A 24,822-nucleotide genomic window follows, 5' to 3' on the forward strand; every position below is an offset into this window, starting at 1 on the left:
TGGTGCATGGCTGAGATCGACCAGGCCGCCGTCGCGCAGGTGGCCACCGTGGCCCGGGCCGCGCGCGTGGCCTCCCGGAGGCTGGCGCTGCTGTCGCGCGCCGACAAGGACGCCGCACTGCGTGCGCTCGCGGACGCGCTCGACGCGGCGACGGACGACATCGTGCGCGCCAACGGCGAGGACCTCGAGCGGGGCAGCGCCTCCGGTATGCCGCAGGGCCTGCTCGACCGGCTGGCTCTCGACTCGCAGCGGGTCGCCGACGTGGCCCAGGCGCTGCGCGACGTCGCCGCCCTGCCCGACCCGGTGGGGGAGGTGGTGCGTGGCTCGACCCTTGCCAACGGCCTGCAGATCCGCCAGGTGCGGGTACCGATGGGCGTGGTGGGCATGGTCTACGAGGCGCGACCCAACGTGACCGTCGACGCTGCTGGGCTCGGGCTGAAGTCCGGGAACGCCGTGATCCTGCGCGGTGGCTCGGCCGCCGAGTCCACCAACCGCGCCCTCGTCGACGTCATGCGTTCCGGGCTCGAGGCCCAGGGGCTGCCCGCCGACGCGATCACCCTGCTCGAAGGCGGAAGGGACTCGGTGCGGGCCCTGCTCACGGCCCGTGGGCTGGTCGACCTGATCATCCCGCGCGGTGGTGCCGGGCTGATCCAGACCGTCGTGACCGAGTCCACGGTGCCGGTGATCGAGACCGGGGTGGGCATCGTCCACGTCTATGTCGACAAGGCTGCCGACCTCGACAAGGCGCTCGCCATCACCGTCAACGCCAAGACCCACCGACCCAGCGTGTGCAACGCCGCCGAGTCGCTGCTCGTCCACGAGGCCGTCGCCGCGGACTTCCTCCCGAAGGTGCTCGCCGAGCTCTCTGGCGCCGGAGTCGTCCTGCACACCGACGACGCATCGGGCGCCGCAGCCGACACCGCCGGGGTGCCCCACCAGGCCGCTACCGAGGCGGACTACGGCACCGAGTACCTCGCGCTCGAGATGAGCGTTCGCGTGGTGCCCGACCTCGACGCCGCGATGGAGCACATCCGCAGCTACGGCTCGGGGCACACCGAGGCGATCGTGACCGAGGACCGCGCGGCGGCCCGACGGTTCACCAGCGAGGTCGATGCCGCGGCCGTCATGGTCAACGCGTCGACCCGGTTCACCGACGGGGGCGAGTTCGGATTCGGCGCGGAGATCGGGATCTCCACCCAGAAGCTGCACGCCCGGGGCCCGATGGCGCTGCCCGAGCTGACCACGACCAAGTGGATCGTGGAGGGCGACGGACAGGTCCGCGCCTGAGCCGGCCGTCCGGCATACCGAGGCGTGTCGCGGGGCCGCGCCGGGAACTGGCAGGATGAACCCCTGTGGAAGGCACTGAGGTCCGCAAGCTGGCCGCACTCGAGGACGCCCACTGGTGGTACCGCGAGCGCCGCCACCTGCTGGGACGGATGATCAAGGGGCTTCGGCCCGGCACGGCACTGGACATCGGCGCCGCGGGCGGTGGCAACACGCGTGTGCTGCGCCGCGCCGGTTGGTCGGTCAGTGCGCTCGAGTACGGCACGGACGGCGCCGAGGTGGCCGCCGAGCGTGGTCTGGTCGTGGTGCGCGGTGACGCGACCGCGCTGCCGGTCGACGACGACAGCTTCGACCTCGTGATGGCCTTCGACGTCCTCGAGCACATCCTCGACCACGACACCGCCGTCGCGGAGGTGCGGCGGGCGTTGCGGCCCGGCGGACGGTTCCTCATCATGGTGCCGGCCGACCCCAGGCTCTGGTCCGACCACGACGTGGCCGTCGACCACGTCCGTCGCTACACCCGCGAGACGCTGCGGGAAGTGTTGGAGCGCAACGGGTTCGAGGTCGAGTCGATGACGTCGTGGAACGTGCTGCTCCGCCCCGTGGTGGCGCTGCGGCGACGCAAGGCGAGCGGGTCCGACCTCGAGACCGTGCACCCGGTGGTGAACCTGGGCCTGCGGACGATCGTGACGGTCGAGCGCTACCTGCCGGTGAAGGCTATGCCTGGCGTGACGTTGATCGTGCAGGCTCGTCCGCGGGCGTGACGGGCCCGGTCAGCGAGTCGTAGGCGACGAAGTAGGTGGGCCTGGCCTGCAGGTGTGAGTACATCCGACCGACGTACTCGCCGAGGATGCCGACGCACAGCAGCTGCACGGCACCCACGCCGGCGACGGCGACCACGGTCGACGTCCAACCAGGGAGGGTCTGGCCGAGGGCGCTGGCGATCAGTGCGTAGGCGAGCAGGGCGAACGCCCCGAGCCCGCCGAGCAGCCCCAGCCAGGTGGCGGCGCGCAGTGGAGCGGTGGAGAAGCCGGTGACGCTGTCGAGGGACAGCCGGATCATCTTGGACAGCGGGTACTTCGACTTGCCCGCCGCGCGCTCGTCGCGCCGGTAGGTCACCGAGGCCGACGGGAACCCGAGGGTCGGGACGACGAACCGCAGCACGCGGTGGTGCTCGGGCAGTGAGTTGATCGCATCGACCGTGGCCCGCGACATCAACCGGTAGTCACCCGCGTCGACCTGGGCGTGGGTGCCCGACAGGATGCGGATGAGCCGGTAGAACGCCTTGGCGCTGAGCCGTTTGAACGCCGAGTCGCTCGAACGGTCCGACCGCACGCCGTAGACGACGTCGGCCCGCTGGACGCGCGCCTGGGCGAGCATCTCGGGGATCACCTCTGGCGGGTCCTGCAGGTCGGCGTCCAGGGTGACGACGTAGTCGCCACGGGCGCTCGCGAGGCCCGCGGAGATGGCGGCCTGGTGCCCGGCGTTGGCCCGCAGCCGGACGATCCGCAGCTGGGGCCAGTCGCGCCCCATCCGCTGCAGGACCGCGGGGGAGAGGTCGTCGCTGCCGTCATCGACCGTGAGGACCTCGTAGGTCGTCCCGAGGCCGTCAGCGACGGGGCGCAGCCTGGCGGCCAGCAGGGGCAGCACGTCCTCCTCGTTGTACACGGGGATGACGATGCTGAGCTCGGGGGCCATGGGACCAAGACTACGGCGCGGGTATGCCGTCAGGAGCCATGCCCGGCGCAGCTGCGACCACCGCTGGACCACCGTGTGGACCACCCGTTGGACCACAAGGGTGAGGGCCCCTCGAAGTATGAGTTCGAGGGGCCCTCGGGTGGAGATCCTCCCGGCGGCTGGCAGAACCAGCTGCTGGGTGGATCATCCGGTGCGGAGTCCGGACCCACCGAGGTGGCTCCTTGTCCGCGGTGCGGGGTTCCCGGCCACCGAAGCGGCCTGGTTTCCCCACGGGTGCGGGTCCTGCCGTCACCGAGGTGGCGGCCCTTCCCGCGGTGCGGGTGTCCCTTCCACCGAGGTGGTCGCGACTCCCACGGGTGTGCGCTGCCCTCCCACCGAGGTGGTCCTGCAGCTCACGTGTGGTGTCGGTTTCCCCCGCCGAAGCGGGTGCGGTGTCAGCCACGGGTGCGGGTCCTGCTGTCACCGAGGTGACGGCACTTCCCACGTGTGGTGTCGGTTTCACCGCCGAGGCGGCTCTGTTGTCAACCACGTGTGGTGTCGGTTTCTCCGCCGAGGCGGATCTGTTCTCAACCACGGGGTGCGGGTCCCCACGCCGCCGAAGCGTCCTGGTTCCCCACGGCGGGTTCGTTGTCACCGAAGCGACTGCGACTCCCACGGGTGGTGCAGCTCCTCGGCCGGCGAACCGGCCACGACTCTGCTCCTGTCGACCGCCCACGCGCTCCGGCGAACCGGGTGGTGTGGCCACTGCGACGATGGCGCCCTGTCAGCTCCGGCGAACCGGTGCCTCGACGGCGATGCGATCTGGTCAACGGGCCCGGCGTTCCTCCGCGGCGTCGCCCGCGGACCTCTGTGCCCGAAGGCTGCGAGGACCTCGTCCGAGCGAACCCGGTCGAGGCGGTCGTCCGTTATCCGGTTGACCTGTGCTCCTGTCTCACGGCCGTCCCGAGTCTCCCCGTTTCGACCCTCCGACCGGAGCGCGTAGGAGATTTCTAACGGCCGCATCCGTTGCGTCGCAATAGGTTTCGCAAACCTTTTTTCGTCCACCGGTTTCCCACAGCCTTGTCCACATCCGGCTGTGCGCAAAGCCGATGTTGTGCACAGCCCTGTGCACAACATCCGTGGACAGTGCGGGCTTGCGGTGGCAGCGCCGAGGCGCTTGCGGTGCCAGCGCAGCGATGGTCACGGGCCGGGTCCGGGTGGCGGGTACGCTGGGGCCCATGTCCTTGTCCTTGTCGTCGGTGTCCGTGCCGTCCGTGTCGTTGTCGAACCTGGTCGTTGTCGCCGAGGAGCACACTCGCGAGCTGCCGATGTCCCCCTACGCGTTCGGGGCCATCGCCTTCGTGTCCTTCCTCGCCCTCCTCGGCGTCCTGTGGGGCTTCCGCGGCACCGCCCAGAAGCTCGCCGCCGGCCACGTGACGCACGGCAGCGGGCACCAGCAGGATGGCCACGCGGCGACGGACCACCAGGGCAGTCACCACTGACCATGCGCCTCGGAGTGATGGGCGGGACGTTCGACCCGATCCACCACGGTCACCTGGTGGCCGCCTCCGAAGTCCAGACCCGGTTCGGGCTCGATGAGGTCGTCTTCGTGCCCACGGGTCAGCCCTGGCAGAAGGACGAGCGCGAGGTCAGCGCGCCGGAGCACCGCTACCTCATGACCGTGGTCGCGACCGCCTCCAACCCTCGCTTCACGGTGAGCCGGGTCGACATCGACCGCCCCGGTCCCACCTACACGATCGACACGCTGCGCGACCTGCGCACCGAACGGCCCGATGCCGAGCTGTTCTTCATCACCGGCGCCGACGCGCTGGCCCAGATCCTGTCGTGGAAGGACGCCGACGAGCTGTTCGACCTTGCGCACTTCGTCGGGGTCACCCGGCCGGGCTACGTCCTGTCGGAGTCGGGGCTCCCGGCCGACCGGGTCAGCCTCCAGGAAGTACCCGCCATGGCGATCAGCTCCACCGACTGCCGCGCGCGCGTCGAGCGCGCCGAACCTGTCTGGTACCTCGTCCCCGATGGCGTCGTCCAGTACGTCAACAAATACCGCCTGTATGCCGCCGGCTCACCCGCCGGCGCACCGGCACGAACGTAGGAGAGCAGTGCCCGCCACCGAACGATCCCTTGACCTGGCCATGACGGCCGCCAAAGCAGCCGACGACAAGCTGGCCACCACGGTGGCCGGCATCGATGTCAGCGAACAGCTCGCCCTGACCGACGTGTTCGTCATCGTCTCGGCGAGCACCGACCGACAGGTCGGCGCCATCGTCGACGAGGTCGAGGACCAGCTCCGTGAGAAGGGCGCCAAGCCGATCCGCCGCGAGGGCGAGCGGGACGGCCGCTGGGTGCTGCTCGACTTCGGCGACATCGTCGTCCACGTCCAGCACGACGAGGAGCGCGAGTTCTACGAGCTCGAGCGGCTCTGGAAGGACTGCCCCGAGATCGACCTCGGCGTGCCCAAGCGCCGGGACGCATGAGCGGCGAGGCCTCCGCCTCCACCGCACCGACAGCGAGCGGTCGGCGCCGGATCATCGTGCTGCGGCACGGTCAGACCGGCGACAACGCCCGCGGCGTGTGGCAGGGCCAGGTCGACAGCGACCTGTCCCCGCTCGGCCACGAACAGGCACGGGCAGCGGCAGGTGCGCTCGCGGCATACACACCGTCTGTCGTCGTCGCCTCCGACCTGAAGCGGGCGGCGGAGACCGGCGACGAGGTGGCGCAGGCATGCGGCATCCCGATCAGCTACGACCCGCGCTGGCGCGAGATCCACGTGGGCCAGTGGGCCGGGATGACCAGCGAGCAGGTGAGCAGCGAGTTCCCCGAGGAGCGGCTGCGGCACCTGCGCGGTGAGGACTTCGTGCGCGGGGTCGACGGGGAGTCCCTGTCCGACGTCGCCCAGCGGGTTCGGGGTGCCCTCGACGACCTGCTGGACGGGCTGGGCGCGGGGGAGACGGCGGTGGTGGCGACGCACGGCGTGACCGGTCGGGTGGTCATCGCCGAGCTGGTCGACCTCGACCGGCTGACCGCATGGCGGGTGCTCGGCGGGTTCGGCAACTGCCACTGGGCCGAGGTCGTCGAGGCCGAGACAGGCTGGCGCATCCAGGCCTGGAACGCCTCCGCCTGAGCCCCGCCGCCGGACCCCAGATCTGTGCACAGACCCTGGGTGCACTGCGCAGAGAGCGGGTCTCTGCGCGGTGTGACGAACGTCTGTGCACAGACCCCGGCTCGATTTGGAGATTGGGTGGGGTAACTGGGTAAACTTCCGCAGTCCCCTCGGGGGCATCCCACTCGGGAGAGCGGGGCTGTGGCGCAGTTGGTAGCGCACTTCCATGGCATGGAAGGGGTCAGGGGTTCGAATCCCCTCAGCTCCACAAGATTCGGGACGGAGCCTGACCTGCGTAAACGCAGGTCAGGCTCCGTTTTCGCTTGCCGTCGCCAGTGACGACCTCCGGCGCCGGAAGCGCGATGCTTGACCGAATGCTTGACTAATACGTCACTGAAAGCCACTTATTGCCCCTCTCCACGGTCCCTGGGGGGTCCGCGGACGTGTAGGGACGTGCGGAGCCCTGTTCTGTCACTTCCCATGCCGGGAAGAAGTCATCCCAAGTGGCACGTGCACGGGAGGGGTCATGGACGTCGCAGTCAGGTGGGACGCCGGGTGTGCAACTTCCCATGTCCGGCAAAGTGGGCGTCCGGCCCGTGGCGCGGAGTGACACATAGGCGCGCGCGGATTGAAGGCACCTGATTCCTGGGCCGCGCTGCGCGACGTGTTCCCCGAGACCGGCGCCGTTCCACTTCGCGCGGGCTGGGAGGCGGTCGCCGACCGTGCCCTCACCTCGGCACAGGAGCAGGCGAAAGCGAGCGATTCGGTGCTGACTGCCGACGGCATCACGCGGGTAGCAGAACCCGGACCTGGTCCCTTATCTCGCGCACGAGGTCGTCGGCGGGGTTGGCGATGTTGATTGTCGCGGCCATGCTGACGAACATGATCGCGGAGACGATGTGCGCGAGGGTAGCGGCGTCGTCGGAGTGGATGCGATGGTCCCGCTGCAGCACGTCGGCGATCGCCTTTTCGGTCTGCACGGTCAGGTTGAGCGCGTCGCGGTGGTGGGGTTCCTCGGGGTCGCCGAAAACGATCTCTCGTAGGTAGGTCCGTCCGTTGTCGACCTGTTTGCGGTTGCACTCCACGACCGGGCGGACGATTGCCATCACCGCGTCGAGCATGTCGGGGATGTTCTCGGCCGCCGTCCTGCCTTGGGTCAGCGCATCGGCGTAGCTGGAGTTCTGCACGAGCAGCAGGAGCTCGCCCTTGGACTTGGCGTAGAGGAACAACGTGCCCGCACCGATGTCGGCCCTGTCGGCGATCTCCTGGGCGGTGACCTCGTCGACGCCGCGCTCGGCGAAGAGCTCGCGTGCGGCGGCGGTGATGCGGTCGAGCTTCTGCTGCTTGTTCCGCTCGCGCCGTCCGACGGGTTGGGAGGTGAGTGGCATGTCTGCCGCCCTTCTCTGCGGTGTGGGCTCCTGGGGTGCGGGCTCGAATGTGCCGGCGCTCATTCTTCCATGGCGATGAGAGGAGCCCTGGTATCACGGAGCTCTGGATAGAGCGCCTCGACCGGTCCGCTGAGAGCCGCCTTGACCTGGCCGGTCAGGTCATCGGCGATGACCTCGTACTCGCCGGCCTCGACTGCGTCGTAGACCTTGGTCACGAGTTCCGTTGGCTGCATCTTGGGCCCGTCCGCGTGCGCGGCCATGGGGGTCTCGACGTAGCCCATGTGAACACCAGTGACATGGACGTTCCGCGGCGCGAGCTCGAGACGCAATGAGTTGGTGGCCGACCAGAGCGCGGCCTTGGCGGCACTGTAGATCCCGCCGAACCCGTACCAGCTGGCGACCGAGTGCACGTCCACGAGAACGGACTGCGGCTTGGCGGCGAGGGTCGGCGCGAACGCACGGGCGAGGAAGACAGGACCGAAGAAGTTGATCTCCATGTTTGCCCGGATGTCCGCGTCAGTCACCTCCAGCAGGCTTGCGCTTGGCGGGTTGGCACCGGCGTTATTGATAAGAACCGTCACGTCTGGTGCCACGGCCACGGCCGCGGCAGTGGACGCGGTGTCGGTGACGTCGAGGGTGAGGGGGACGATCCGCTCGTCACCCCACGTGCGGGGACTGCGGGCCGTGGCGTAGACCTTCGCCGCACCGCGCGCGAGAGCCTGGTGGACCAAATGGGTTCCGATACCGCCGTTTGCCCCGGTGACCAGGACAACTGCACCATTGAGGGAAGGCATGCTTACGTTCTTTCTGTTGTGGGATCGGCGCACGCTGACGAGCGTTGGTGGTCGCCCGGACGGTCAGCGGGCGAGGAACTCGAGGGCGACTGGGGCGAATTTGTCGTGGAACTGGAAGATGCCGCCGTGGCCGGAGTCGGGGTAGATGATCAGCTCGGAGCCCTTGATGCGGCGGTGCAGGTCTTCGGATAGCACCGATGGCACCATCCGATCGTTGTCGCCGTTGGCGATCAGGGTGGGCTGAGTGATCCTCGAGAGGTCGACGGCGGGCGAGCGCCCCCACTTCTTGATCGCCTTCAGCTGCGTCTGGAACGCCTTGACCGCGACCGGCTTGTCACGGTCCGTTGTGCGCTCCTTGAGGCGCTCCACGAACGCGCGGGCGGCGGGCTTGCCCGTGGCGTTGCGGTTGAAGAACAGGAACTCCTTCGGGTCCGACAGGGTCACCGTGGCCCGGAGGATGTCGTAGTAGGTGACGCCGGCGACCTTGTCCATGTCCTTGCCGCCGGCTGGGCCGGTGCCAGTGAGGACGAGCTTGCGCACCAGTCCGGGATGCTTCACCACCAGAGCCTGGGCAACCATGCCGCCGAGGGAGAAGGAGAAGATGTCGACCTTGTCGAAGCCGAGCGCCTTGATGAAGGTCGCGGCATCGTCGGCCATCGCCTCGATGCTGTCGGGAACGGTGCCGGTGGAGGTCCCGACGCCGCGGTTGTCGAAGGTGATGACGTGGTGCTGAGCGGCGATGGGGTCGATGATCCGGGGGTCCCAGTTGTCGAGGTTCGCGGCGAGGTGGACGAAGAAGACGACGGGGATCCCGCCCTTCGGCCCCAGTTCGCGGTAGGCGTAGGTCACGCCGCCGGTGTGGATGGTTCGGGTGGGCGCGTCCTTGTAGGCGGTGATGACGTCGTCCTGTGCGTGGTTGTTTGTGCTCATGATGTTCTCCTGTGTCCTGGTTCGTGGGTGATGGGAGGGGCTTGTCAGGCTCTGCTGATGACGGTCTTGCCGCGGGTGCCGCCCTTGTCGAGCGACGCAACTGCCTGCGCGGTCTGGTCGAAGTCGAAGACCCGTCCGACGACGGGGCGCAGCGCGCCAGCGTTGACGAGGTCGGTGATGTGGCGAAGCTGGTCACCGCTGGCGCGCATGAAGAGGAACTCGTACGTCACGCCCAGGCGCCGGGCCTGGCGGCGGATGCTGCTGCTGAGGGCCGTCATCACCAGCCGGAGGAACGGGTTCGCGCCGAGCTCGCGGGCAAACGCCGAGTCGGGTGGCCCAGCGATCCCAATCGCCATGCCGCCCGGACGCAACACGCGAAGCGACTTCTCGAGGTTCTCCCCGCCGACGCTGTCCAGCACCAGGTCGTACCCCTCGAGAAGCTGTTCGAAGTCCTGGCTGCGGTAGTCGATGACCACGTCCGCCCCGAGCGCGCGCACGAAGTCGACGTTGCCGGTGCTGACCGTTGTGGCGACCGTGGCACCGAGGTGCTTGGCGAGCTGGATCGCGATCGTTCCTACTCCGCCGGCGCCGCCGTGGATGAGGACCCGTTGTCCTGGCTCCAGGTTGCCTCGCTCGACGAGCGCCTGCCATGCGGTCAACGCCACCAGCGGTAGTGAGGCCGCTTCCTCGAAGCTGAGGGACGCGGGCTTGAGCGCCAGATCGGCCTCGGCAACCGCGATGCGTTCCGCGAAGGCTCCGATGCGGTCCTTGTCGGGCCGGGCATGCACCTCATCGCCGAGCTTGAAGCCCTGCACCTTCGCGCCGACGCCGATCACCGTTCCGGCGAAGTCGTTGCCGAGGACCTGAGGCAGCTTGTACGGGAGGATCTGCCTGAACTCGCCCGCCCGAATCTTCTCGTCGAGCATGTTGAGCCCGGCAGCCTGGACCTCTACGAGCACGTCGTGCTCTCCGACCACGGGCTCGGAGACATCTGCTTGCTGCAACGGACCCTTGTACTGCCTAACCACGAACGCTCGCATGCTGACTTCCTTCTCGCGAGATTAACTGAGTTGCCTCAATAATGAGTATACTCAGTTAATATGTCAAGCGAGAGTCGTCAGGGTTGCTGCTCCCCGGGCGTGGGGGCCAGGCCGGATGCATGGTTGACCAGCTGCTTGACAACGGCGGCGTGTTTCGGCGCATGTCGGGGGACGTTCGGGGAATGGTTCGTGCTCAGGTGGACGTTGCGGGACGCCGCCGGACATGCCGAATGTGCATGGCATGGAAGGGGTCAGGGGTTCGAATCCCCTCAGCTCCACCGAACACTAGACGGCCCTGACCAGCGGAAACGCTGATCAGGGCTGTTTCGCTCTCCACGAAAGCGACTCTTTCCCTGCGTGGGAAGTGGCAATGCTTGACCAACTGCTTGACTAACTCCCCGGCACTCAACTGGCACTCACTGCGGATTCGCGTGCGCTGGCGTCCGTCCATGTTCACTGACGTAGCCCGGCGTCGGCTCGATAGGGGCGGTGAGTCGGGGCGCTCACTGCCCATTCGGGTTTCGGAGCGTCCGCTACCGGTCGTCGGTGCGCAGGCTGGGCCCCGGGAGCGAAGCCGGCTTCGGGCGGGGGTCGGAAGGGGGCGACCGACGATCGTCCACATCGCGCCGGCATAACCCGGGGTTAGGCCTTTCGTCCTCTGGGCTTATGTGCCTTCTAACCGTACTGTGAGTGAAGTCGACTTGCGTGGAACCGAGGGTCGGTGCGGAACGGCCCCAGACCCCGGCGCCGAACTCCTGTATCGCTCGATTCTTGGAGATCGCATGTTCCCGACCACGCAGTCCATTCCCGTACCTCCTGGCCCTGCCACACGCCCTGAGCCCAGTTGGGCACGCCCAGCCGTGACGGACAGGTCGCTGCAGTCGCTCGTACTTCACTTGCTGCGGTCGGTCGGCGGGCCGTCCTGGGCGCCGGCCCGGGCCGCGGACCGCCTGTTGGAGCAAGTCGACGACGCCCTGGCGCTGCGACGGGCCCGCGCCCTGCTGCACGTGGTCAGCCGGAACCGGATAGACCCCTCCCACGCGCGCGCGTTCGCGACCATCACCATGGCCCTGAACCGGCTCGAGCACCCCCGGTCTCCCGCTTCCCCTAGCACGCAGGCGCACGGGTCCATCGAGGTCCGGCCATGACAACACCTGTCCCGAACCGCCACGCAGCCGCGTTCAGTCGTGACTCGGGCGCTTCCCCGAGCGTGCCGGCTGCCACCCTATTTTCGTGGGGGACCGGCCCCGCCACTCACAGCCGCACCGACGCAAGGCTGGAACCGCAGCCCCGGATGGACCCTGAGCAATCATCCACGGACCTAACCGAGCTCCTGACCGGACTACGTCGGATCAGGACGGAGATATCCGCGCCTACCCCGCTGGACCACCGTCCGGTCGGGGACCAGATCGTCCAGGACTTCGACGAAGTCATCCAACGCGCTCGCCGTGCGGCATCGGATGTTGTGAACGGTCAGGAATCTCCGCACCTGCCTGAGTCGCGCGGTGCATCGGTCCGTGAGGCGGTCCATCTTCCCAGCGGCCCGGACTACCCGGCGCCGACCTACCGGTAACTCCACGAAGGCCTAGGTGAGGTCAGAACGCGCAAAGCCTGCAACGCGCTACCCCGTCCGGGGCACGACCACGGTCCGCGGCATCGAGGACTGTCCCTGGTGAAGGCCCTCCCAGGCCAAGCAGATGACGCGCACCAAGGCGCTCCTTGGGCGGGGTGGCTCCGCGGTGCACGGGCCCTCCGGCGCAGGTTCGGCTATCGCCAGGGCCGCGTGCACCCTGACCACCCATCCAGCGACGCGCCGGTTGGGGCGGTCGTCACGGCCACCCCTCGTCAAGGTAAACGGCGAGACCATCGGGCGTGGCAGAGTGATCGTGCTTGACTGACCGCATGAGCAGTAACGGGCCCTGGGGCGACGACGAGCATTGCCCCGCCTGGTGCGTGACTGGTGCCCACACCTGACGTCCAGGCTCGATCACCAGACGGGCGACTACTGGCATGAGGGTCAGCGCGCCACGTTTCCTACGACAGCAGGGGACCACCACAACAACCCGGTGGAAGTCGTCGTCTCCCTCGCCCAACATGTGCAGGTGGACGAGCGCGGCTACTACCGCCACCCGGTCATGGTCAACTTTTGGGGTCAAGAGCTGACCACCGCGCAGACCCGCCAACTCAGCGCAGCACTCGCCCGACTCGCGGACGAGGCCGACGCCGCCAACTAGCACCCGTCGGCGGCGAGGAGCTCGCACCAGGTCTCGAGGTCGCCCCTCGGAACCGTTGAGCGGGAGTCGTTGAGGGGCTCCGGTAGAGCCACATGGTGGCCAGGGTGGGAGAGGGAGCCCCGCCGACGAAGGGGACCTGTCTCGGAAGGATCGGCAGGCTAACCGTCGGTTGGGCTGCTGCAGGGGAACGATGAGAGGAGGCGGATCCCTCGTTAGCGGTGGTCCGCTACCTCACGCGGCAGGGATGTCGGGTGAGGTAGCGGACCAACCCAGCGCGGGTCCCCTGAACTCGTGGGGGACGGGGAGGGAACCGCGTCCAGATCTTGCCATCGATCGAGGTTGTCCCAAATGGCCGTTTGGGCTATGGCTGTCCTCCAAGAAGCGGAGCAACCCCTACGTGTGAGGGAGCAGCACCCGCGCCGGTACGGGCCTTGAAAGGCCACCACGGGCGCGGGTGCTGCGCTGTCCGGGAGGGGCTCCCATGAGCCATGGGCGAGGTCGCCCGTCGCGCATGCTGGCGGTGGGTGGGGTTCGTGCCTGCAGGAAGACTGCAGGCCGGTGGAGGCGCGCGAAGCGCGCCCACATCCGAAGGAGCCGACCATGCGCGTCGAGACCAGTGTTGCCGTGCCCAAAGCCGCCATCCGCAACCGTGAATCGCACCTCCGGCTGATCACGGAAGCCCGTACCCGCTCGTGGATCTGGGCCTGGCCAGCGAGGATGCGCTGGCCGAGGAGCCCGTGATGGAGGTCAGTGACGAGGACGAAGCCTCCCCCTGGGTCAACGTCACGTTCATCTGGACGCTGTGACCGCTCCGGGAAGTCGCAGGCGCTGGGTTTGCCAGCCCGTCGAAGTCCCGAGTTGGTCGCGCTAGCTGGGTCAAGGACGTGTGCGCACCACTGTCCCGGACCGCCGGGGCCCGGCCTGTGGGGCTCGCCGCGACCGTCCACGCCTCAACCAGATGCTTTCCTTGACGCCTGGGTCGGAAACTGGGATGGCGTAGTGTCAGCACAGCCTCAGCTTGGGGCGCATGCCCTCTCGCCAGCGAGAGGAGATTGCTGGTCCAACAATGGACACCAACTCACCCGGTACGAGCGCCTCTGGCTCCAGATCCCAGTCCGTCCCTGAGGTGCACAACTCATCGACCGACGAGGCTGCTGCCCTGCTGGGTGGCTGTGGGCAGGTGCACCTGCCTAGCGGAAGCATGTGCACCTTGCGGAACGGCCACGCCGGATCCTGCGAGTTCACGCCCGCCAAACGGGTGGATGCCCTGCTGGCCGAGCACAAGGCCGCCGAAGGCTGGTGACCCCAGGCCGCGTCGCGGCCGGGGGATGGGCGGTTCGGCGCGGCCGCTCACCCACCAACCGTACCCAGCCGTACGTCCTGGTTTGGGTAACGCAAGGCGAGCGTTCTCTCCCTCCGGTTCGAGAACCATGCCGATGCCGGCCAGCGTCACCCATGGCCACGTCGAAGCCATCATCGGCGAAAGCGAGTTCATCGAGAAGACCGAAGGCGCCCAGCTGCTGTTCATCTGACAATGTCGGCGGCCTCAGCTGAGGGTAGCGCTGTGATCCGGCACGTACGTAGTTTGCTCGCGCGGCGGCCGCTCATAGCCGTTCGGCGCGGGACGCTCAGGTAGTGTCAGCGTCGGCCGCGGCACCTCGACGTACGGGATGGTGGAGAGCAGGTGAGCCATCATGTTCAGCCGCGCGCGCTTCTTCGAGTCCGACTCCACGACCAACCACGGAGCCTCCGGGATGTCGGTGTGCACCATCATCTCGTCCTTGGCCCGGGAGTAGTCCTCCCAGCGTGTGATCGACTCCAAGTCCATCGGCGAGAGCTTCCACTGCCGCATGGGGTCGTTGAGCCGGGACTTGAATCGACTCTGCTGTTCGGAGTCGCTGACGGAGAACCAGTACTTGCGCAACAGGATTCCGTCCTCCACGAGCATCCGTTCGAAGATCGGGCACTGGTGCAGGAACCGCCGGTACTCGTGGGGGGTGCAGTAGCCCATCACCCGCTCGACCCCGGCCCGGTTGTACCAGGACCTGTCGAACAACGTGATCTCACCGGCAGCAGGCAGGTGCTCGACGTAGCGCTGGAAATACCACTGCGTCTTCTCACGCTCGGTCGGCGTGGGCAGTGCCGCGATCCGTGTGTTGCGGGGGCTGAGGTACTCGGTGATCCGCTTGATCGTGCCGCCCTTGCCGGCAGCGTCGCGACCCTCGAAGATCACCACGATCCGTCGCTTCTCCACCTTGACCCACTCCTGGGCCTTGACCAGCTCCGCCTGGAGCCGAACCAGCTCGGCCTCATAGAGGCCGTTGCTGATCGAGCTTTCGGAGCTTGAGTCCTTTGCCATGAATCGATCGTAAGGGTCTCCCGGGAGTCACGCCCCGCAGGCGGGGTGGGCGGTGACGAGCCTTTCCATCCGCTCGAGTGCAGGTCAGAGGGCTTCTGACCTGTGGCTTTGGGCGGTGGTCAGGGGCGGGGTCGAACCGCCGATCTTCCGATCTGCAGACGCGGGCGACTGTCCAAGTGGACGGCATGCGTTCAGCGTTGACCTGCTGCCATGAATCAAGTGGCCGCGTGGCCGCATGACCCGCTGAGCGGTCGCGCTCCATCCGGGCGGCACGGAGTGGCCAGGATGGATGGTTGACTGACTGCTTGACAACGGCGGCGTGTTTCGGCGGATATCGAGGGACGTTGGGGGAACGGTTCGCGCTTAGGTGCACGTTCTGGGACACCCGTGGACGTGCCGAATGTGCATGGCATGGAAGGGGTCAGGGGTTCGAATCCCCTCAGCTCCACCAATCGAAGGACCAGACGCGACTCGTGTCTGGTCCTTCGTCGTTTCGGGCACCGACGTGGCGCCGTACGATGCCGAGGTGGCGACCGCCTTCGAGTACGACAACACCAGCGAGCGTCTCCCCGGCGCCCTCATGAGGATGCTGTCCACCGTCATGCCCGGTGTCGCGCAAGTGCGCGGCCAGACCGGGCCGTATGCCGCGGCCTGGCGTGCCGCCAACGTGGTCGCCTTGGCGGGCGGCCCATCGGGTGAGCCCTTGTGGGTGGCCCTGGGCGACTCGATGACTCAGGGCATCGGGGCTCCCGCGCCCGATCGGGGCTGGGTCGGCCAGTTCGCCGACCACCTGACCGCGGCAGGTCGACCCCACCGCGTGGTCAACCTGTCGGTGACCGGCGCCCGCGTCCAGGACGTCATCGACCAGCAGCTGCCGGCGTTGCGCGCCCTGCTCGACTCGGGCTTCGTCCCCGACCTGGTGACGGTGGTGATCGGCTCCAACGACGTCATCTCGCCACGAGTGCGCGCCGGCCTGACCGAGCGTTTCGCCGAGCTGCTCGACGGCCTCCCGAACGGCAGCGTCGTGGCGAACCTGCCCAACCCGCACCGCGAGGCCCGCCGGGTCGAGGCGCTGCTGCGCCAGCGCGAACGCGAGGGCCGGCTGGTCGTCGCAGACATGCGCGCGCACGGCCCGCGCAGCTGGCGCGGCAAGCTGGCAGCGGACAAGTTCCACCCCAACGACGCCGGGTATGCCGCGATGGCCCGGGTGTTCGACATCGCCCTGGGTCTGGAGGGCGCACGGTGAGCGACGTCGAGGTCGACCTCGACGGCTACCTGAGCCGGGTGGGCGTGCAGGTGCGGGCGCCGGACCTCGCCCTCCTGCAGGCACTCCACGAGGCGCACGTGCGGACCTTCACCTTCGACAACATCGACGTCCTGCTGGAGCAGCACCCCGGCCTCGAGCTGCCCGGACGTCCAGGCCAAGTTCGTCGGACGAGGCCGGGGTGGCTACTGCTTCGAGCACGCCACCCTCTTCAGCGCGGTGCTCGCGGAGCTCGGCTACGACGTAGAACGCAGGCTCGCCCGGGTCGGCGACGTCACCGCGTCGGCCCGCACCCACTGCGTCGTGCTGACGCGGATCGAGGGCCGGACCTGGTTCTCCGACCCAGGGTTCGGGCTCAGCCTGATGCACCCGATCCTGCTCGAGGACGGCGCGCAGGACGACCACGGCGGCTGGTCCTACCGGATGCAGCGCATCGACGCCGCCCCAGGGGGCGTCAGGTGGGAGCTGCAGCGCCATCGCGACGGTGGCTGGGAGCAGATGCACACCACCGACGACCTGCCGGTCCACCAGGTCGACCTCCGCGCGGGGCACCACTTCACCAGCACCTACCCGACGTCACACTTCCGGCACGGGCTGATGCTCACCCGGCACCTGCCCGACCGGCACGTTGCCGTGACCCACGAGGCCGTGACGGTCCGCCGTCCCGGCCAGCCCACCGAGCACCACGGGCTCGCCGACGGCGAGCTCCGGAAGCTGCTGGACGACCTGCAGGTCGGGGTGACCGCCGACGAGACCGACCGGCTGCTCGCGGTGGTCACGCGGCTGGGAGCTCAGTCGCCGTAGCTGTCGCGGACGCTGGAGTCCCAGGTCCACTTCTCATTGCGGGTGGCCTCGGTGCGACCGGTGGCGGTGAGGAAGTCCTGCCACCCGTCGCCGGTCCGGACCGCTCCCGGGAACAGCCGGTTGAGGACGCGCTCGCAGACCCCGTCCTCGACGCGGAACGGGATCTCGTGCGCCGTCAGCACGTCCCAGGCGTGGGCGGCGCCCTCGACGATGCCCATGGCGGCGAACCCGGACGCGTCGGCGTTGCCCCGACCGTGGTAGCCGATGTGGCCCGGGGGAGCGGTGGCGGTGACCGCGACGAGCAGCCCACCCGCTGCGTCGACACAGTGGACGATCGTTGCGGTCCCGCCAGCAGGGTCGGGCCACAGCGCGCTCGACGGGCTGCCCGGCTGCCACGGCGGCGGGTCGAGGAACGGCACGTAGTCGTCGGTGTGGACCTCGCGGCTGGCCAGGTTCATGGCGTAGAACGCGAAGTCGTCCATCAGGTGCGAGGCGGTGTCGCGGCAGTCCCACTCGAGCCCGTGCGCAGGTCGCGCCCAGCCGTCGTCCGGTACCTGGGCGAAGCCCGCCATGATGGCGTCGACGACGGCGCGGAGGTCGGCGGACGTGGAGGTGGCCGAGGTGGAGGCGGGTGCGGTCATGGTGGCGAGCCTAGGCTGGGTCGCCACCATCCGCAGGTGGGTTTACGACCAGCGGAATATACCCTCAGGGGGTATTGTTGGCGACATCATGAGTGCACCCGACCACGCCCACGAGATGCCCGGTTCCTTGTGGCAGCAGGCCATCAGCGCAACCCTCCACTGCCTGACCGGCTGCGCCATCGGCGAGGTGCTCGGCATGGTCGTCGGTTCCGCGCTCGGCTGGGGCAACGCCGCCACGGTCGTCCTGTCGATCGGCCTGGCCTTCGTGTTCGGCTACTCGCTGGCGATGCGGCCGGTGCTGCGCGCAGGGCTCCCGCTCGCTGCGGCTCTCGGTGTCGCCCTCGCCTCTGACACCATCTCCATCTCGGTGATGGAGCTGATCGACAACGCGTTCGTGGTGGCCATTCCCGGAGCGATGGATGCCGGCCTCACCAGCGCGCTGTTCTGGGGCACGCTCATCGCCTCACTCGCGATCGCCTTCGTCGTCACCGTGCCGGTCAACCGCTGGCTGATCGCGCGTGGCCGAGGTCACGCCGTGATGCACCAGTACCACCACTGACCCTCTGCCACGCTGGGCCGGTGCCCGATCTCGCGATGACCAGCCTGGCCGCCGTCGCGGTCGCGGCACCTCTGGACTGGTGGTCCGTAGCTGTCCGCGGTCGCCGGCGCGAGTGGGTCCTCAAGCCGCTCGTCCTGGTGCTGCTCATCGTGACCGCGTGGTTGCTGGGGGCGCCGGACTCGACCGCCGGCTGGTGGCTGCTCGCGGCGCTCGGGCTCAGCCTGGTCGGCGACGTCGCTCTGCTCTCCGACAGCGACCCGCGTTTCGTCGTCGGCCTCGGCAGCTTCCTCGTGGCCCACCTCGTGTTCGTCGTGGCCTTCGCCCACCTGGGTATGCCGCGTGCCGACCTCGGCCTCGTCGGGCTGGGGCTCGTCGTGGGCATGGCGGTGGTCGTAGGTCGCCGCGTGGTGCCGGCGGCACGGGCCGAAGGTGGACCGGCACTGGCCGGCGCCGTCGCGGCATACATGATCGTCATCGGCGCCATGGTGGTCACGGCCTGGGCGACGGGGCACCCGGTCGTGGCCCTCGGGGCGACGGTCTTCATGGTGAGCGACGCGGTGCTGGCCCTCGACCGGTTCGTGACGGCTCGCCGGTTCGGGTCGCTGGCGGTGATGGTGACCTACCACCTGGGTCAGGTCCTCATCGTGCTGGGAGTGCTGTCCGCTTGAAGGTCGGCTGACGGGGTACAAGGAGTCAGTCGGCGCGCCATCGTCGGCAATGACACAGTGGGCTGAAAGCGCACCACCCCGATCCCAGGAGCGAATGCCCGTGAGCACAGTCGATGCCGTCGTCATCGGCGCAGGTCCCAACGGACTCGTGGCTGCCAACGCGCTCGCCGATGCGGGCTGGGACGTCGTGCTGGTGGAGGGCAACGACGAGGTGGGCGGCGCGGTGCGCAGCGCCGAGGTCACGGCGCCCGGCTTCGTCACCGACCTGTTCAGTGCGTTCTACCCGTTGGCCGCGGCCAGCCCGATCATCCGCGACCTGCACCTCGAGGAACACGGGCTCGTCTGGCGCCGCGCCCCGCACGTGCTGGCCCACGCGCTCGACGACGGCAGCGCTGCGCTGCTCTGCTCACGGGTCGAGGACACCGCAGCAGGCCTCGACGCCGAGTCGCCCGGAGACGGCGAGGCCTGGCTGGAGCTGGTGCGTGGCTGGGACCGGATCCGGGACCCGTTGCTGGACGCGTTGTTCACACCGTTCCCGCCCGTGGCTTCGGCCACCCGGATGGTCCGCCGGCTCGGTGCCGCCGACACGCTCGACTTCGCACGTCTTGCGGTGACCCCGGCCCGGAGGCTGGGGCAGGAGCGGTTCTCAGGGCAAGGTGCTGGTCTCCTGCTGACCGGCAACGCGATGCACACGGACGTCGCGCCTGACGCTGCGGGGAGCGGGATGTTCGGCTGGCTCCTGTGCATGCTCTGCCAGGACGTCGGGTTCCCCGTGCCGGAAGGTGGTGCCGGGGAGCTGGCACAGGCGTTGCGTCGTCGCGCCGAGAGTCGCGGGGTAAAGGTGCTGACCGGCATCCGCGTCGCCGCGGTGACCACCTCCGGGGCGCGGGCCACCGGGGTCCGGCTGGCCGACGGCACCATCCTGCGTGCGACCCGAGGCGTCCTGGCTGACGTGCCGGCCACGACGCTCTACCGCGACCTGCTGGCCGACCAGCCCCTGCCGGCCAGGCTCCGGCGCGATCTCGACCGCTTCCAGTGGGACAACGGCACGATCAAGGTCAACTGGGCCCTCGACCAGCCCGTGCCGTGGACAGCCGAGGCGGCGCGGGGCGCAGGTACCGTCCACCTCGGCGTGGACCAGGACGGCTTCGTCGACTTCGCAGCCGACCTGTCGGTCGGGCGCACGCCGGAGCGACCGTTCCTGCTGTTCGGGCAGATGACCACCTCCGACCCCACCCGGTCTCCCGACGGCACCGAGTCGGCCTGGGCCTACACCCACGTCCCGCACGGCACGGACTGGTCGGGTGACCGGCTCGCCGACCACGTGCATCGCATGGAGGACGCCATCGAGCGGGTGGCGCCCGGCTTCCGCGACAGCCAGGTGGCCCGGCACGTCCAGTCACCCGGTGACCTGGAGTCGGAGAACCCGAGCCTGGTCGGGGGTGCCATCAACGCAGGCACCTCGGGCCTGCACCAGCAGCTGGTGTTCCGACCCACTCCGGGGTTGGGGCGCCCGGAGACACCGGTGTCCGGCCTCTACCTCGCCGGCGCCTCGGCCCACCCCGGCGGCGGCGTCCACGGCGCGTGTGGGTGGAATGCAGCCCGCGCCGTGCTGGGTGCGAACGGCCGGATGACTGGCGGTGCGCGACGACTGCTGGCCCGCACCGCCTGGGACCGGTTGCTCAGGTCGGAGTGACCGCCTCGCGGTGCCGCCCCTCCGCGAGATAGGCCAGCCGCCGCAGCGCCTCGACGTTGCGCGGCCCGATGGCGAGCTGGCGCAGCGGTCGCGGGAGGAGGGTGCCCGGACCGGTGACCGCGTCCTCGGCCATGGCGACGGTGCAGGAGTCCTCGCTGTCCGGCGTCACGGTGATCAGCACCTCGGCCTCACCTGCTGGCCACCCCTTCGCCCGGAGGACGAGCTCGGTCGGTTCGTTCGACCGCAGCACGTGGGTCGTGTCGCTGATGACCGTGGGCCACACACCGAACGAGTGGTGGATCCGGGCGCCCTCGGCGGGCCACGCCTGGTCGACGGCGCGCACGCGGGAGGCGCCGACCACCCAGGTGGCGTAGAACCACCCGTCGGCCAGCACGTCCCAGACGGCCTGGGCGGGTGCGTCGACCGCCCGGGTCACAGTGACGACACCCTTGCTGAGCTGCTTCATGTCAGGTCCTCTTCCGGTGGGAGCGGTGGATCGCTGCGGCGGTGGCAACCACGCCGACCGCGGCCGCTGGACGCAGCCAGTGTCGACCCCATCGGCCATGGAGCGCCTCACCGGTCGGTTGCGGTGCCAGCACGTTGCCCGGTGAGTTGGCCACCTCGCCCCGCGAGAGGCCGCCCGCGCGCATGAGTGGTGTGACGATGCGGTCGAAGACCCCGGGTGCCAGCCGGAACCCGGTGACGACGAGGTGGTTGGCCATCCCGACGGGGCTCTCCCGGCGCGGTCTCCACAGCGCTCGCACGACGACTCGTGCCACCTTCTCGGGGGAGTCGACCGGCGGTGGCGGCCGGCCGTGTCGGGCGAGGTAGGTGCCGGCCTGGAGGTACACGGGCGTGTCGACTCCTCCCGGCCAGACAAGGCTGACGTGGGTGCCGGGCGTGCTGCGGGCTTCGATCTGCAGGGTGCGCACCAGCCCGTGCACGCCCCACTTCGCGGTGACGTAGGAGCTCATGTACGGCGTGCTGATCTTGCCCAGCAGCGAGCCGAGCACGACCAGGCTGCCACCGCCGCTCGCCTTGAACGACGACAGCGCGCACCGGGCGACGTTGGCGGTGCCGATGAGCGTGGTCTCGATGGACCGGTCGAAGACCTCCTGGGGCACGTCCTCGAACCGGCCGTAGGCGAGCGCCGCGGCCGAGTGCACGACCCCGTGCACCGGGCCGAACCTGTCTCGCGCCGCCCGGAAGGCAGCCTCGACCGACCCGGCATCCGCGACGTCCGAGACGACGACCATGGCGTGGGCGCCGAGCGACTCACACTGGACCTTCACCTCGTCGAGCACGTCGGCGGATCTGGCCACCAGGACCAGGTTGGCGCTGTCTCGCGCCAGATGCAGCGCGGTGGCGCGGCCGATGCCGCTCGAGGCGCCGGTCACGAGGATGGTCTTGACCACGGTGGAGGTCACGGCTGGAGGATCACCTTGACGCACGCATCGTCCTTGGCCTGGAACATCTCATAGCCCCGCGGCGCCTCGGCGAGGGGCAGCAGGTGGGTGGCCAGGTCCTCGGTGCCGAGCGGGTCCGCCGGGTCGAGGACGAGCGGGAGGATCTCGTCGATCCAGCGCTTCACGTGGCACTGACCCATCCGGACGGTGATGCCGCGGTCGAACATCTCCATCATCGGCATGGGGTCGACGTCGCCGCCGTAGACACCGCTGATGGACACCGTTCCCGCCCGCCGCACCGACTTCAGGGCGGTGTGCAGCGCGTCGAGCCGGTCGATCGCCATCCGGTCGATCAGCGGTTTGGCCAGCGCATCGGGGAGCAGGCCGACCGCCGTCTGGGCAGTCTTGGCCGCAGGGGATCCGTGCGCCTCCATGCCCACTGCCTCGACGACGCCGTCAGGACCCCGCCCACCAGTCATCTCGATGAGGGTCGCGGCGACGTCGTCGACCTCTCTCAGGTCAAGGGTCTCGATGCCGTGGGCCGCGGCCAGGGCGAGCCGCTCGGGCACCAGGTCGACGCCGATCACCCGGGCGGCGCCCAGGTGCCGGCCGATCCGTCCTGCGAACTGTCCCACCGGGCCCAGACCGATGACGGCCAGGGTGCCGCCCGGCGGGACGTCGGCATACTTCACGCCCTGCCATGCCGTGGGGAGGATGTCGGAGAGGTACAGGAAGCGCTGGTCCGAGTGCTCCTGGGGAACCGGTATCGGCCCGAACTGGGCCTGCGGCACCCTGAGGTACTCGGCCTGGCCGCCGGGAACACCGCCATACAGGCTGGTGTAACCGAACAGGCTCGCACCCTTGCCCTGCGCGCGGACCTGGGTGGTCTCGCACTGGGCGTAGAAGCCGCGCTCGCACATCCAGCAGTGTCCGCAGGAGATGTTGAACGGGATGACGACGCGGTCGCCGGGCTTGATGTGGCTCACCTCGGGCCCGACCTCCTCCACGATGCCCATCGGCTCGTGGCCGAGCACGTCGCCGGGTGTGAGGTACGGGCCGAGCACTTCATAGAGGTGCAGGTCGGATCCGCAGATCGCGGTCGAGGTGACCTTGATGATGGCGTCGGTCGGTGACTCGATGCGCGGGTCGGGGACCTCCTCGACTCGCACGTCGCGCTTTCCGTGCCAGGTCAGTGCCTTCATCAGTGGTGCCTCTCGTCGGTGTCCCGCGGCAGTGCACCGGAGAATGTCGCTCCTTGTGCCCCTGCCCGGTGGAGTGCTTTCCCAAACCCGAGTCAGCTCCCGAACCCGAACCAGCGAACGGATGGGACACGCAAACGAGGGGTGGGGGCTCGGCCCCACCCCTCGTCGCCCCTGCGGCTACTGCGGCTACTGAGTGGAGCGGACCGTGTCAGCGGAGGACTGGGCCTGGGACCTGACGTCCTCAGCCGTGCTCCTACCCTCCTGGGCCACGTGGTCCTTGGCCTCGGTCGCCGTGTCCTTGATGCTCTGGGCCGCCTGCTGGGCCGGCTCCTTGAGCTCCTGGGCCGTGTCCTGCGCCACACTCTTGGCCTCCTCGACGAGGGGCTGAGCCTTCTCCTTGAGGGTGCTGGCCGCCTGCTTCTCCTTCTCGGAGGCGGGCAGCATCGAACCCACGAGCCACCCGGCGCCGAGGGCGATCAACCCGGCTGCGAGGGGGTTGCCCCGGGTCTTGCTGCGAGCCTTGTCCGCCGCGGCACCAGGCGCGTGGCCAACAGTGGATGCAGCGTCCGAGCCGCTGCTGCGCACGTCGTCCGCCGTGCCCATCACGCGATCCTTGACCGACGTGGCTACTCCAGCCACCTTGTCGGCTTGGCGGCGCGCGACGTTGGACGGGCTGACCGTCTCGGTGAGCGCGTTGACGTCGCTGCTCAGGCGGCCGCGGGTGTTTTCGATCTCGCGGCGGATCTCATCTGGGTTGTTCGTCATCGCTTGTCCTCGTTCCCTTTGAGCGCGTCGGGGATCTCCCGCGCCGTCTGTGTCGTCTGTGGAATTCCCTTGACCTGCTTGATCTCTCGCCGACCGACGGATGCCAGCACCACGGCGATGACTGCCCAGACGGCGGCCACCACGAGGGCTGACCAACCCCGCCCGGTCTCGTTGCCGAGCCCCCACCAGAGGGCGATCGACAGGAACAGCAGCACGAAGTGGCTGGCGACGCCGGCCCCGCCGAGCATTCCCGCACCCTTGCCGGCCTTCGAGGCCGACTGACGCATCTCCGCCTTGGCCAGCTCGGTCTCCTGACGAATCAGGGTCGACAGGTCGCGGCTGATGTCGGCGAACAGTTCGCCAACATTGCTGAGGGACCGGGCCTGCGGGTCGTCGAGGCGCGGGTCCTGGAAGCTCATCGGGAGAACTCGCCCGAGCCGGTTCCGTTCCCACTGATGGGGCCGGTACCGCCGTGGACGCCTCCCGCGTCGCCTCCCGCGTTGCCTCGCACGTCGGCGAGCGTGTCGCTGACGGCGTGGTCGCCGGTCGCCGCGCTCGTGCCGCTCGTGCTGCCGTATGCCGAGTAGCCGGCGGTGCCGTGGTCGACCGGGGCGGCGGCGCTGGCACCAGTCCCCGCGGGGACGGCCGTGTCGGCCTGGTCCTGGTGGTCGGCGACGAGGCCACGGCTCAGCCGTCCGCCGACCAGGCCGATGACTGCGGCGGCGGCGAGGAACGTTCCCGGACGCTGTCGGGCGAACTGCTTCACCTCGGAGACGAGCGATCCGGGGTCGCGCTGGTCGAGCCAGCTCGCGACATCGCCCATCCGCTGCGAGGCCTGGTGGGCCAGGTCGCTGGCAACGCCCTGCTGCTCGGAGCCGCGCGCCATGCCCGACAGCTCCTGGCTGAGTGACCGCAACCCCTCGGCGACCTTCGTCTGCTGCTGGGCGCTCTGGTCCAGCAGCTGGCTGCGCGTCTGCTGCCACAGCTCCT

General features: G+C 69.2%; 24 protein-coding genes, 1 tRNA gene and 2 pseudogenes. 14 read left to right on the plus strand and 13 right to left on the minus strand.

The genetic code is table 11. The features are described from left to right. The first annotated feature begins 6 nt into the window (after positions 1-6). Together EAH86_RS13980 and EAH86_RS13985 are read left to right on the plus strand one after the other, a co-directional pair. Entirely contained in the window at positions 7-1,287 is a 1,281-nt protein-coding gene (locus EAH86_RS13980) for a glutamate-5-semialdehyde dehydrogenase (protein WP_140741737.1), read from the plus strand. A 65-nt stretch (positions 1,288-1,352) separates the two neighbouring features. Beyond that, on the plus strand, positions 1,353-2,048 hold the full coding sequence (locus EAH86_RS13985) for a class I SAM-dependent methyltransferase (protein WP_140741739.1): 696 nt from the start codon (positions 1,353-1,355) through the stop codon (positions 2,046-2,048). On the opposite strand, the gene EAH86_RS13990 is transcribed toward EAH86_RS13985, so the two are convergent. Beyond that, positions 2,002-2,982 carry a glycosyltransferase family 2 protein gene (locus EAH86_RS13990; RefSeq protein WP_140741741.1) on the minus strand — a complete coding sequence of 327 codons (981 nt, stop codon included), beginning with the start codon at positions 2,980-2,982 and terminating at the stop codon, positions 2,002-2,004. The genes EAH86_RS13985 and EAH86_RS13990 overlap by 47 nt on opposite strands. A gap of 1,217 nt (positions 2,983-4,199) precedes the next feature. Here EAH86_RS13990 and EAH86_RS20470 point away from each other — a divergent pair. The 5 genes from EAH86_RS20470 (at position 4,200) to EAH86_RS14015 (ending at position 6,350) form a co-directional block, all read left to right on the plus strand. Further along, positions 4,200-4,463, plus strand: coding sequence for a hypothetical protein (locus tag EAH86_RS20470; RefSeq protein WP_140741743.1), 264 nt, complete (start codon positions 4,200-4,202; stop codon positions 4,461-4,463). Between the two features lie 2 nt (positions 4,464-4,465). Further along, positions 4,466-5,074: a nicotinate-nucleotide adenylyltransferase gene (nadD, locus tag EAH86_RS14000; protein WP_140741745.1), complete on the plus strand. Its 609-nt coding sequence runs from the start codon at positions 4,466-4,468 to the stop codon at positions 5,072-5,074. Positions 5,075-5,081: 7 nt separating this feature from the next. After that, positions 5,082-5,456 (plus strand): ribosome silencing factor, encoded by a 375-nt coding sequence (gene rsfS, locus EAH86_RS14005; protein ID WP_082592622.1) that lies wholly within the window; start codon positions 5,082-5,084, stop codon positions 5,454-5,456. Beyond that, entirely contained in the window at positions 5,453-6,103 is a 651-nt protein-coding gene (locus tag EAH86_RS14010) for a histidine phosphatase family protein (RefSeq protein WP_140741747.1), read from the plus strand. The genes rsfS and EAH86_RS14010 overlap by 4 nt, the downstream gene beginning before the upstream one ends. Positions 6,104-6,277: 174 nt before the next feature. Continuing rightward, positions 6,278-6,350: transfer RNA gene (locus EAH86_RS14015), tRNA-Ala, on the plus strand. Between the two features lie 517 nt (positions 6,351-6,867). Here EAH86_RS14015 and EAH86_RS14020 read toward each other — a convergent pair. The 4 genes from EAH86_RS14020 to EAH86_RS14035 form a co-directional block, all read right to left on the minus strand. Then, a complete protein-coding gene (locus EAH86_RS14020) occupies positions 6,868-7,470 on the minus strand; it encodes a TetR/AcrR family transcriptional regulator (RefSeq protein WP_140741749.1) in 603 nt (200 codons plus the stop codon). A 59-nt stretch (positions 7,471-7,529) separates the two neighbouring features. After that, positions 7,530-8,264: an SDR family oxidoreductase gene (locus tag EAH86_RS14025; protein WP_140741751.1), complete on the minus strand. Its 735-nt coding sequence runs from the start codon at positions 8,262-8,264 to the stop codon at positions 7,530-7,532. Positions 8,265-8,327: 63 nt separating this feature from the next. Further along, a complete protein-coding gene (locus EAH86_RS14030; RefSeq protein ID WP_140741753.1) occupies positions 8,328-9,194 on the minus strand; it encodes an alpha/beta fold hydrolase in 867 nt (288 codons plus the stop codon). Between the two features lie 44 nt (positions 9,195-9,238). Next, positions 9,239-10,234 carry an NADP-dependent oxidoreductase gene (locus tag EAH86_RS14035; protein ID WP_140741755.1) on the minus strand — a complete coding sequence of 332 codons (996 nt, stop codon included), beginning with the start codon at positions 10,232-10,234 and terminating at the stop codon, positions 9,239-9,241. A 2,066-nt stretch (positions 10,235-12,300) separates the two neighbouring features. On the opposite strand from EAH86_RS14035, the gene EAH86_RS20275 reads away from it, so the two are divergent. Next, a complete protein-coding gene (locus EAH86_RS20275; protein WP_161988657.1) occupies positions 12,301-12,468 on the plus strand; it encodes a hypothetical protein in 168 nt (55 codons plus the stop codon). Positions 12,469-13,594: 1,126 nt separating this feature from the next. Then, a complete protein-coding gene (locus EAH86_RS20280) occupies positions 13,595-13,771 on the plus strand; it encodes a hypothetical protein (RefSeq protein ID WP_161988658.1) in 177 nt (58 codons plus the stop codon). 243 nt (positions 13,772-14,014) lie between these two features. Here the strand turns inward: EAH86_RS20280 and ppk2 are convergent, their stop codons facing one another. Then, a complete protein-coding gene (gene ppk2, locus EAH86_RS14040) occupies positions 14,015-14,827 on the minus strand; it encodes a polyphosphate kinase 2 (protein WP_140741757.1) in 813 nt (270 codons plus the stop codon). Positions 14,828-15,353: 526 nt separating this feature from the next. On the opposite strand from ppk2, the gene EAH86_RS14045 reads away from it, so the two are divergent. Continuing rightward, positions 15,354-16,073 (plus strand): SGNH/GDSL hydrolase family protein, encoded by a 720-nt coding sequence (locus tag EAH86_RS14045; protein ID WP_206665832.1) that lies wholly within the window; start codon positions 15,354-15,356, stop codon positions 16,071-16,073. Between the two features lie 225 nt (positions 16,074-16,298). Continuing rightward, a pseudogene (locus tag EAH86_RS14050) lies at positions 16,299-16,895 on the plus strand (arylamine N-acetyltransferase family protein); the annotation flags it as partial. On the opposite strand, the gene EAH86_RS14055 reads toward EAH86_RS14050, so the two are convergent. Beyond that, positions 16,883-17,536 (minus strand): maleylpyruvate isomerase N-terminal domain-containing protein, encoded by a 654-nt coding sequence (locus EAH86_RS14055; RefSeq protein WP_161988659.1) that lies wholly within the window; start codon positions 17,534-17,536, stop codon positions 16,883-16,885. The pseudogene EAH86_RS14050 and the gene EAH86_RS14055 sit on opposite strands and share 13 nt — an antisense overlap. 88 nt (positions 17,537-17,624) lie before the next feature. On the opposite strand from EAH86_RS14055, the gene EAH86_RS14060 reads away from it, so the two are divergent. The 3 genes from EAH86_RS14060 to EAH86_RS14070 all read left to right on the plus strand — a co-directional run bounded on the left by EAH86_RS14060 (position 17,625) and on the right by EAH86_RS14070 (position 20,459). Next, complete coding sequence (locus tag EAH86_RS14060; protein ID WP_140741761.1) at positions 17,625-18,095, plus strand: DUF4396 domain-containing protein; 471 nt, start codon at positions 17,625-17,627, stop codon at positions 18,093-18,095. Positions 18,096-18,115: 20 nt separating this feature from the next. After that, the gene (locus EAH86_RS14065; protein ID WP_140741763.1) at positions 18,116-18,763 is read left to right on the plus strand and encodes a lysoplasmalogenase; all 648 of its coding nucleotides are present in this window, start codon (positions 18,116-18,118) and stop codon (positions 18,761-18,763) included. Positions 18,764-18,863: 100 nt separating this feature from the next. Then, positions 18,864-20,459 carry a phytoene desaturase family protein gene (locus EAH86_RS14070; RefSeq protein ID WP_241668369.1) on the plus strand — a complete coding sequence of 532 codons (1,596 nt, stop codon included), beginning with the start codon at positions 18,864-18,866 and terminating at the stop codon, positions 20,457-20,459. On the opposite strand, the gene EAH86_RS14075 is transcribed toward EAH86_RS14070, so the two are convergent. From EAH86_RS14075 to EAH86_RS20285, 6 genes and pseudogenes are all read right to left on the minus strand, one after another. After that, positions 20,446-20,925 carry an SRPBCC family protein gene (locus EAH86_RS14075; protein ID WP_140741766.1) on the minus strand — a complete coding sequence of 160 codons (480 nt, stop codon included), beginning with the start codon at positions 20,923-20,925 and terminating at the stop codon, positions 20,446-20,448. The genes EAH86_RS14070 and EAH86_RS14075 overlap by 14 nt on opposite strands. 1 nt (position 20,926) lies before the next feature. After that, positions 20,927-21,886 carry an SDR family NAD(P)-dependent oxidoreductase gene (locus EAH86_RS14080; protein ID WP_140741768.1) on the minus strand — a complete coding sequence of 320 codons (960 nt, stop codon included), beginning with the start codon at positions 21,884-21,886 and terminating at the stop codon, positions 20,927-20,929. After that, positions 21,883-23,067 (minus strand): zinc-dependent alcohol dehydrogenase, encoded by a 1,185-nt coding sequence (locus tag EAH86_RS14085; RefSeq protein ID WP_140741769.1) that lies wholly within the window; start codon positions 23,065-23,067, stop codon positions 21,883-21,885. Before EAH86_RS14085 ends, EAH86_RS14080 begins: the two co-directional genes overlap by 4 nt. Positions 23,068-23,253: 186 nt before the next feature. Further along, positions 23,254-23,832 (minus strand): DUF3618 domain-containing protein, encoded by a 579-nt coding sequence (locus EAH86_RS14090; RefSeq protein WP_140741771.1) that lies wholly within the window; start codon positions 23,830-23,832, stop codon positions 23,254-23,256. Continuing rightward, the gene (locus EAH86_RS14095) at positions 23,829-24,251 is read right to left on the minus strand and encodes a phage holin family protein (RefSeq protein WP_140741773.1); all 423 of its coding nucleotides are present in this window, start codon (positions 24,249-24,251) and stop codon (positions 23,829-23,831) included. The genes EAH86_RS14090 and EAH86_RS14095 overlap by 4 nt, the downstream gene beginning before the upstream one ends. Beyond that, positions 24,248-24,822, minus strand: a pseudogene (locus EAH86_RS20285) (hypothetical protein); the annotation flags it as partial. The pseudogene EAH86_RS20285 and the gene EAH86_RS14095, both read right to left, overlap by 4 nt.

The organism is Pedococcus bigeumensis (genome assembly GCF_006438965.1).
Lineage (GTDB): Bacteria > Actinomycetota > Actinomycetes > Actinomycetales > Dermatophilaceae > Pedococcus > Pedococcus bigeumensis_A.

What these genes read in the sequence shown, in the direction of transcription:
- EAH86_RS14085 (WP_140741769.1), bottom strand. Translation starts at nt 23,067, where the DNA reads ATGAAGGCACTGACCTGGCACGGAAAGCGCGACGTGCGAGTCGAGGAG.
- EAH86_RS14035 (WP_140741755.1), bottom strand. Translation starts at nt 10,234, where the DNA reads ATGCGAGCGTTCGTGGTTAGGCAGTACAAGGGTCCGTTGCAGCAAGCA.
- EAH86_RS20470 (WP_140741743.1), top strand. Translation starts at nt 4,200, where the DNA reads ATGTCCTTGTCCTTGTCGTCGGTGTCCGTGCCGTCCGTGTCGTTGTCG.
- EAH86_RS14090 (WP_140741771.1), bottom strand. Translation starts at nt 23,832, where the DNA reads ATGACGAACAACCCAGATGAGATCCGCCGCGAGATCGAAAACACCCGC.
- EAH86_RS14025 (WP_140741751.1), bottom strand. Translation starts at nt 8,264, where the DNA reads ATGCCTTCCCTCAATGGTGCAGTTGTCCTGGTCACCGGGGCAAACGGC.
- EAH86_RS13990 (WP_140741741.1), bottom strand. Translation starts at nt 2,982, where the DNA reads ATGGCCCCCGAGCTCAGCATCGTCATCCCCGTGTACAACGAGGAGGAC.
- ppk2 (WP_140741757.1), bottom strand. Translation starts at nt 14,827, where the DNA reads ATGGCAAAGGACTCAAGCTCCGAAAGCTCGATCAGCAACGGCCTCTAT.
- EAH86_RS14020 (WP_140741749.1), bottom strand. Translation starts at nt 7,470, where the DNA reads ATGCCACTCACCTCCCAACCCGTCGGACGGCGCGAGCGGAACAAGCAG.
- EAH86_RS14075 (WP_140741766.1), bottom strand. Translation starts at nt 20,925, where the DNA reads ATGAAGCAGCTCAGCAAGGGTGTCGTCACTGTGACCCGGGCGGTCGAC.
- EAH86_RS14010 (WP_140741747.1), top strand. Translation starts at nt 5,453, where the DNA reads ATGAGCGGCGAGGCCTCCGCCTCCACCGCACCGACAGCGAGCGGTCGG.
- EAH86_RS14060 (WP_140741761.1), top strand. Translation starts at nt 17,625, where the DNA reads ATGAGTGCACCCGACCACGCCCACGAGATGCCCGGTTCCTTGTGGCAG.
- EAH86_RS13980 (WP_140741737.1), top strand. Translation starts at nt 7, where the DNA reads ATGGCTGAGATCGACCAGGCCGCCGTCGCGCAGGTGGCCACCGTGGCC.
- nadD (WP_140741745.1), top strand. Translation starts at nt 4,466, where the DNA reads ATGCGCCTCGGAGTGATGGGCGGGACGTTCGACCCGATCCACCACGGT.
- EAH86_RS14030 (WP_140741753.1), bottom strand. Translation starts at nt 9,194, where the DNA reads ATGAGCACAAACAACCACGCACAGGACGACGTCATCACCGCCTACAAG.
- EAH86_RS14095 (WP_140741773.1), bottom strand. Translation starts at nt 24,251, where the DNA reads ATGAGCTTCCAGGACCCGCGCCTCGACGACCCGCAGGCCCGGTCCCTC.
- EAH86_RS14055 (WP_161988659.1), bottom strand. Translation starts at nt 17,536, where the DNA reads ATGACCGCACCCGCCTCCACCTCGGCCACCTCCACGTCCGCCGACCTC.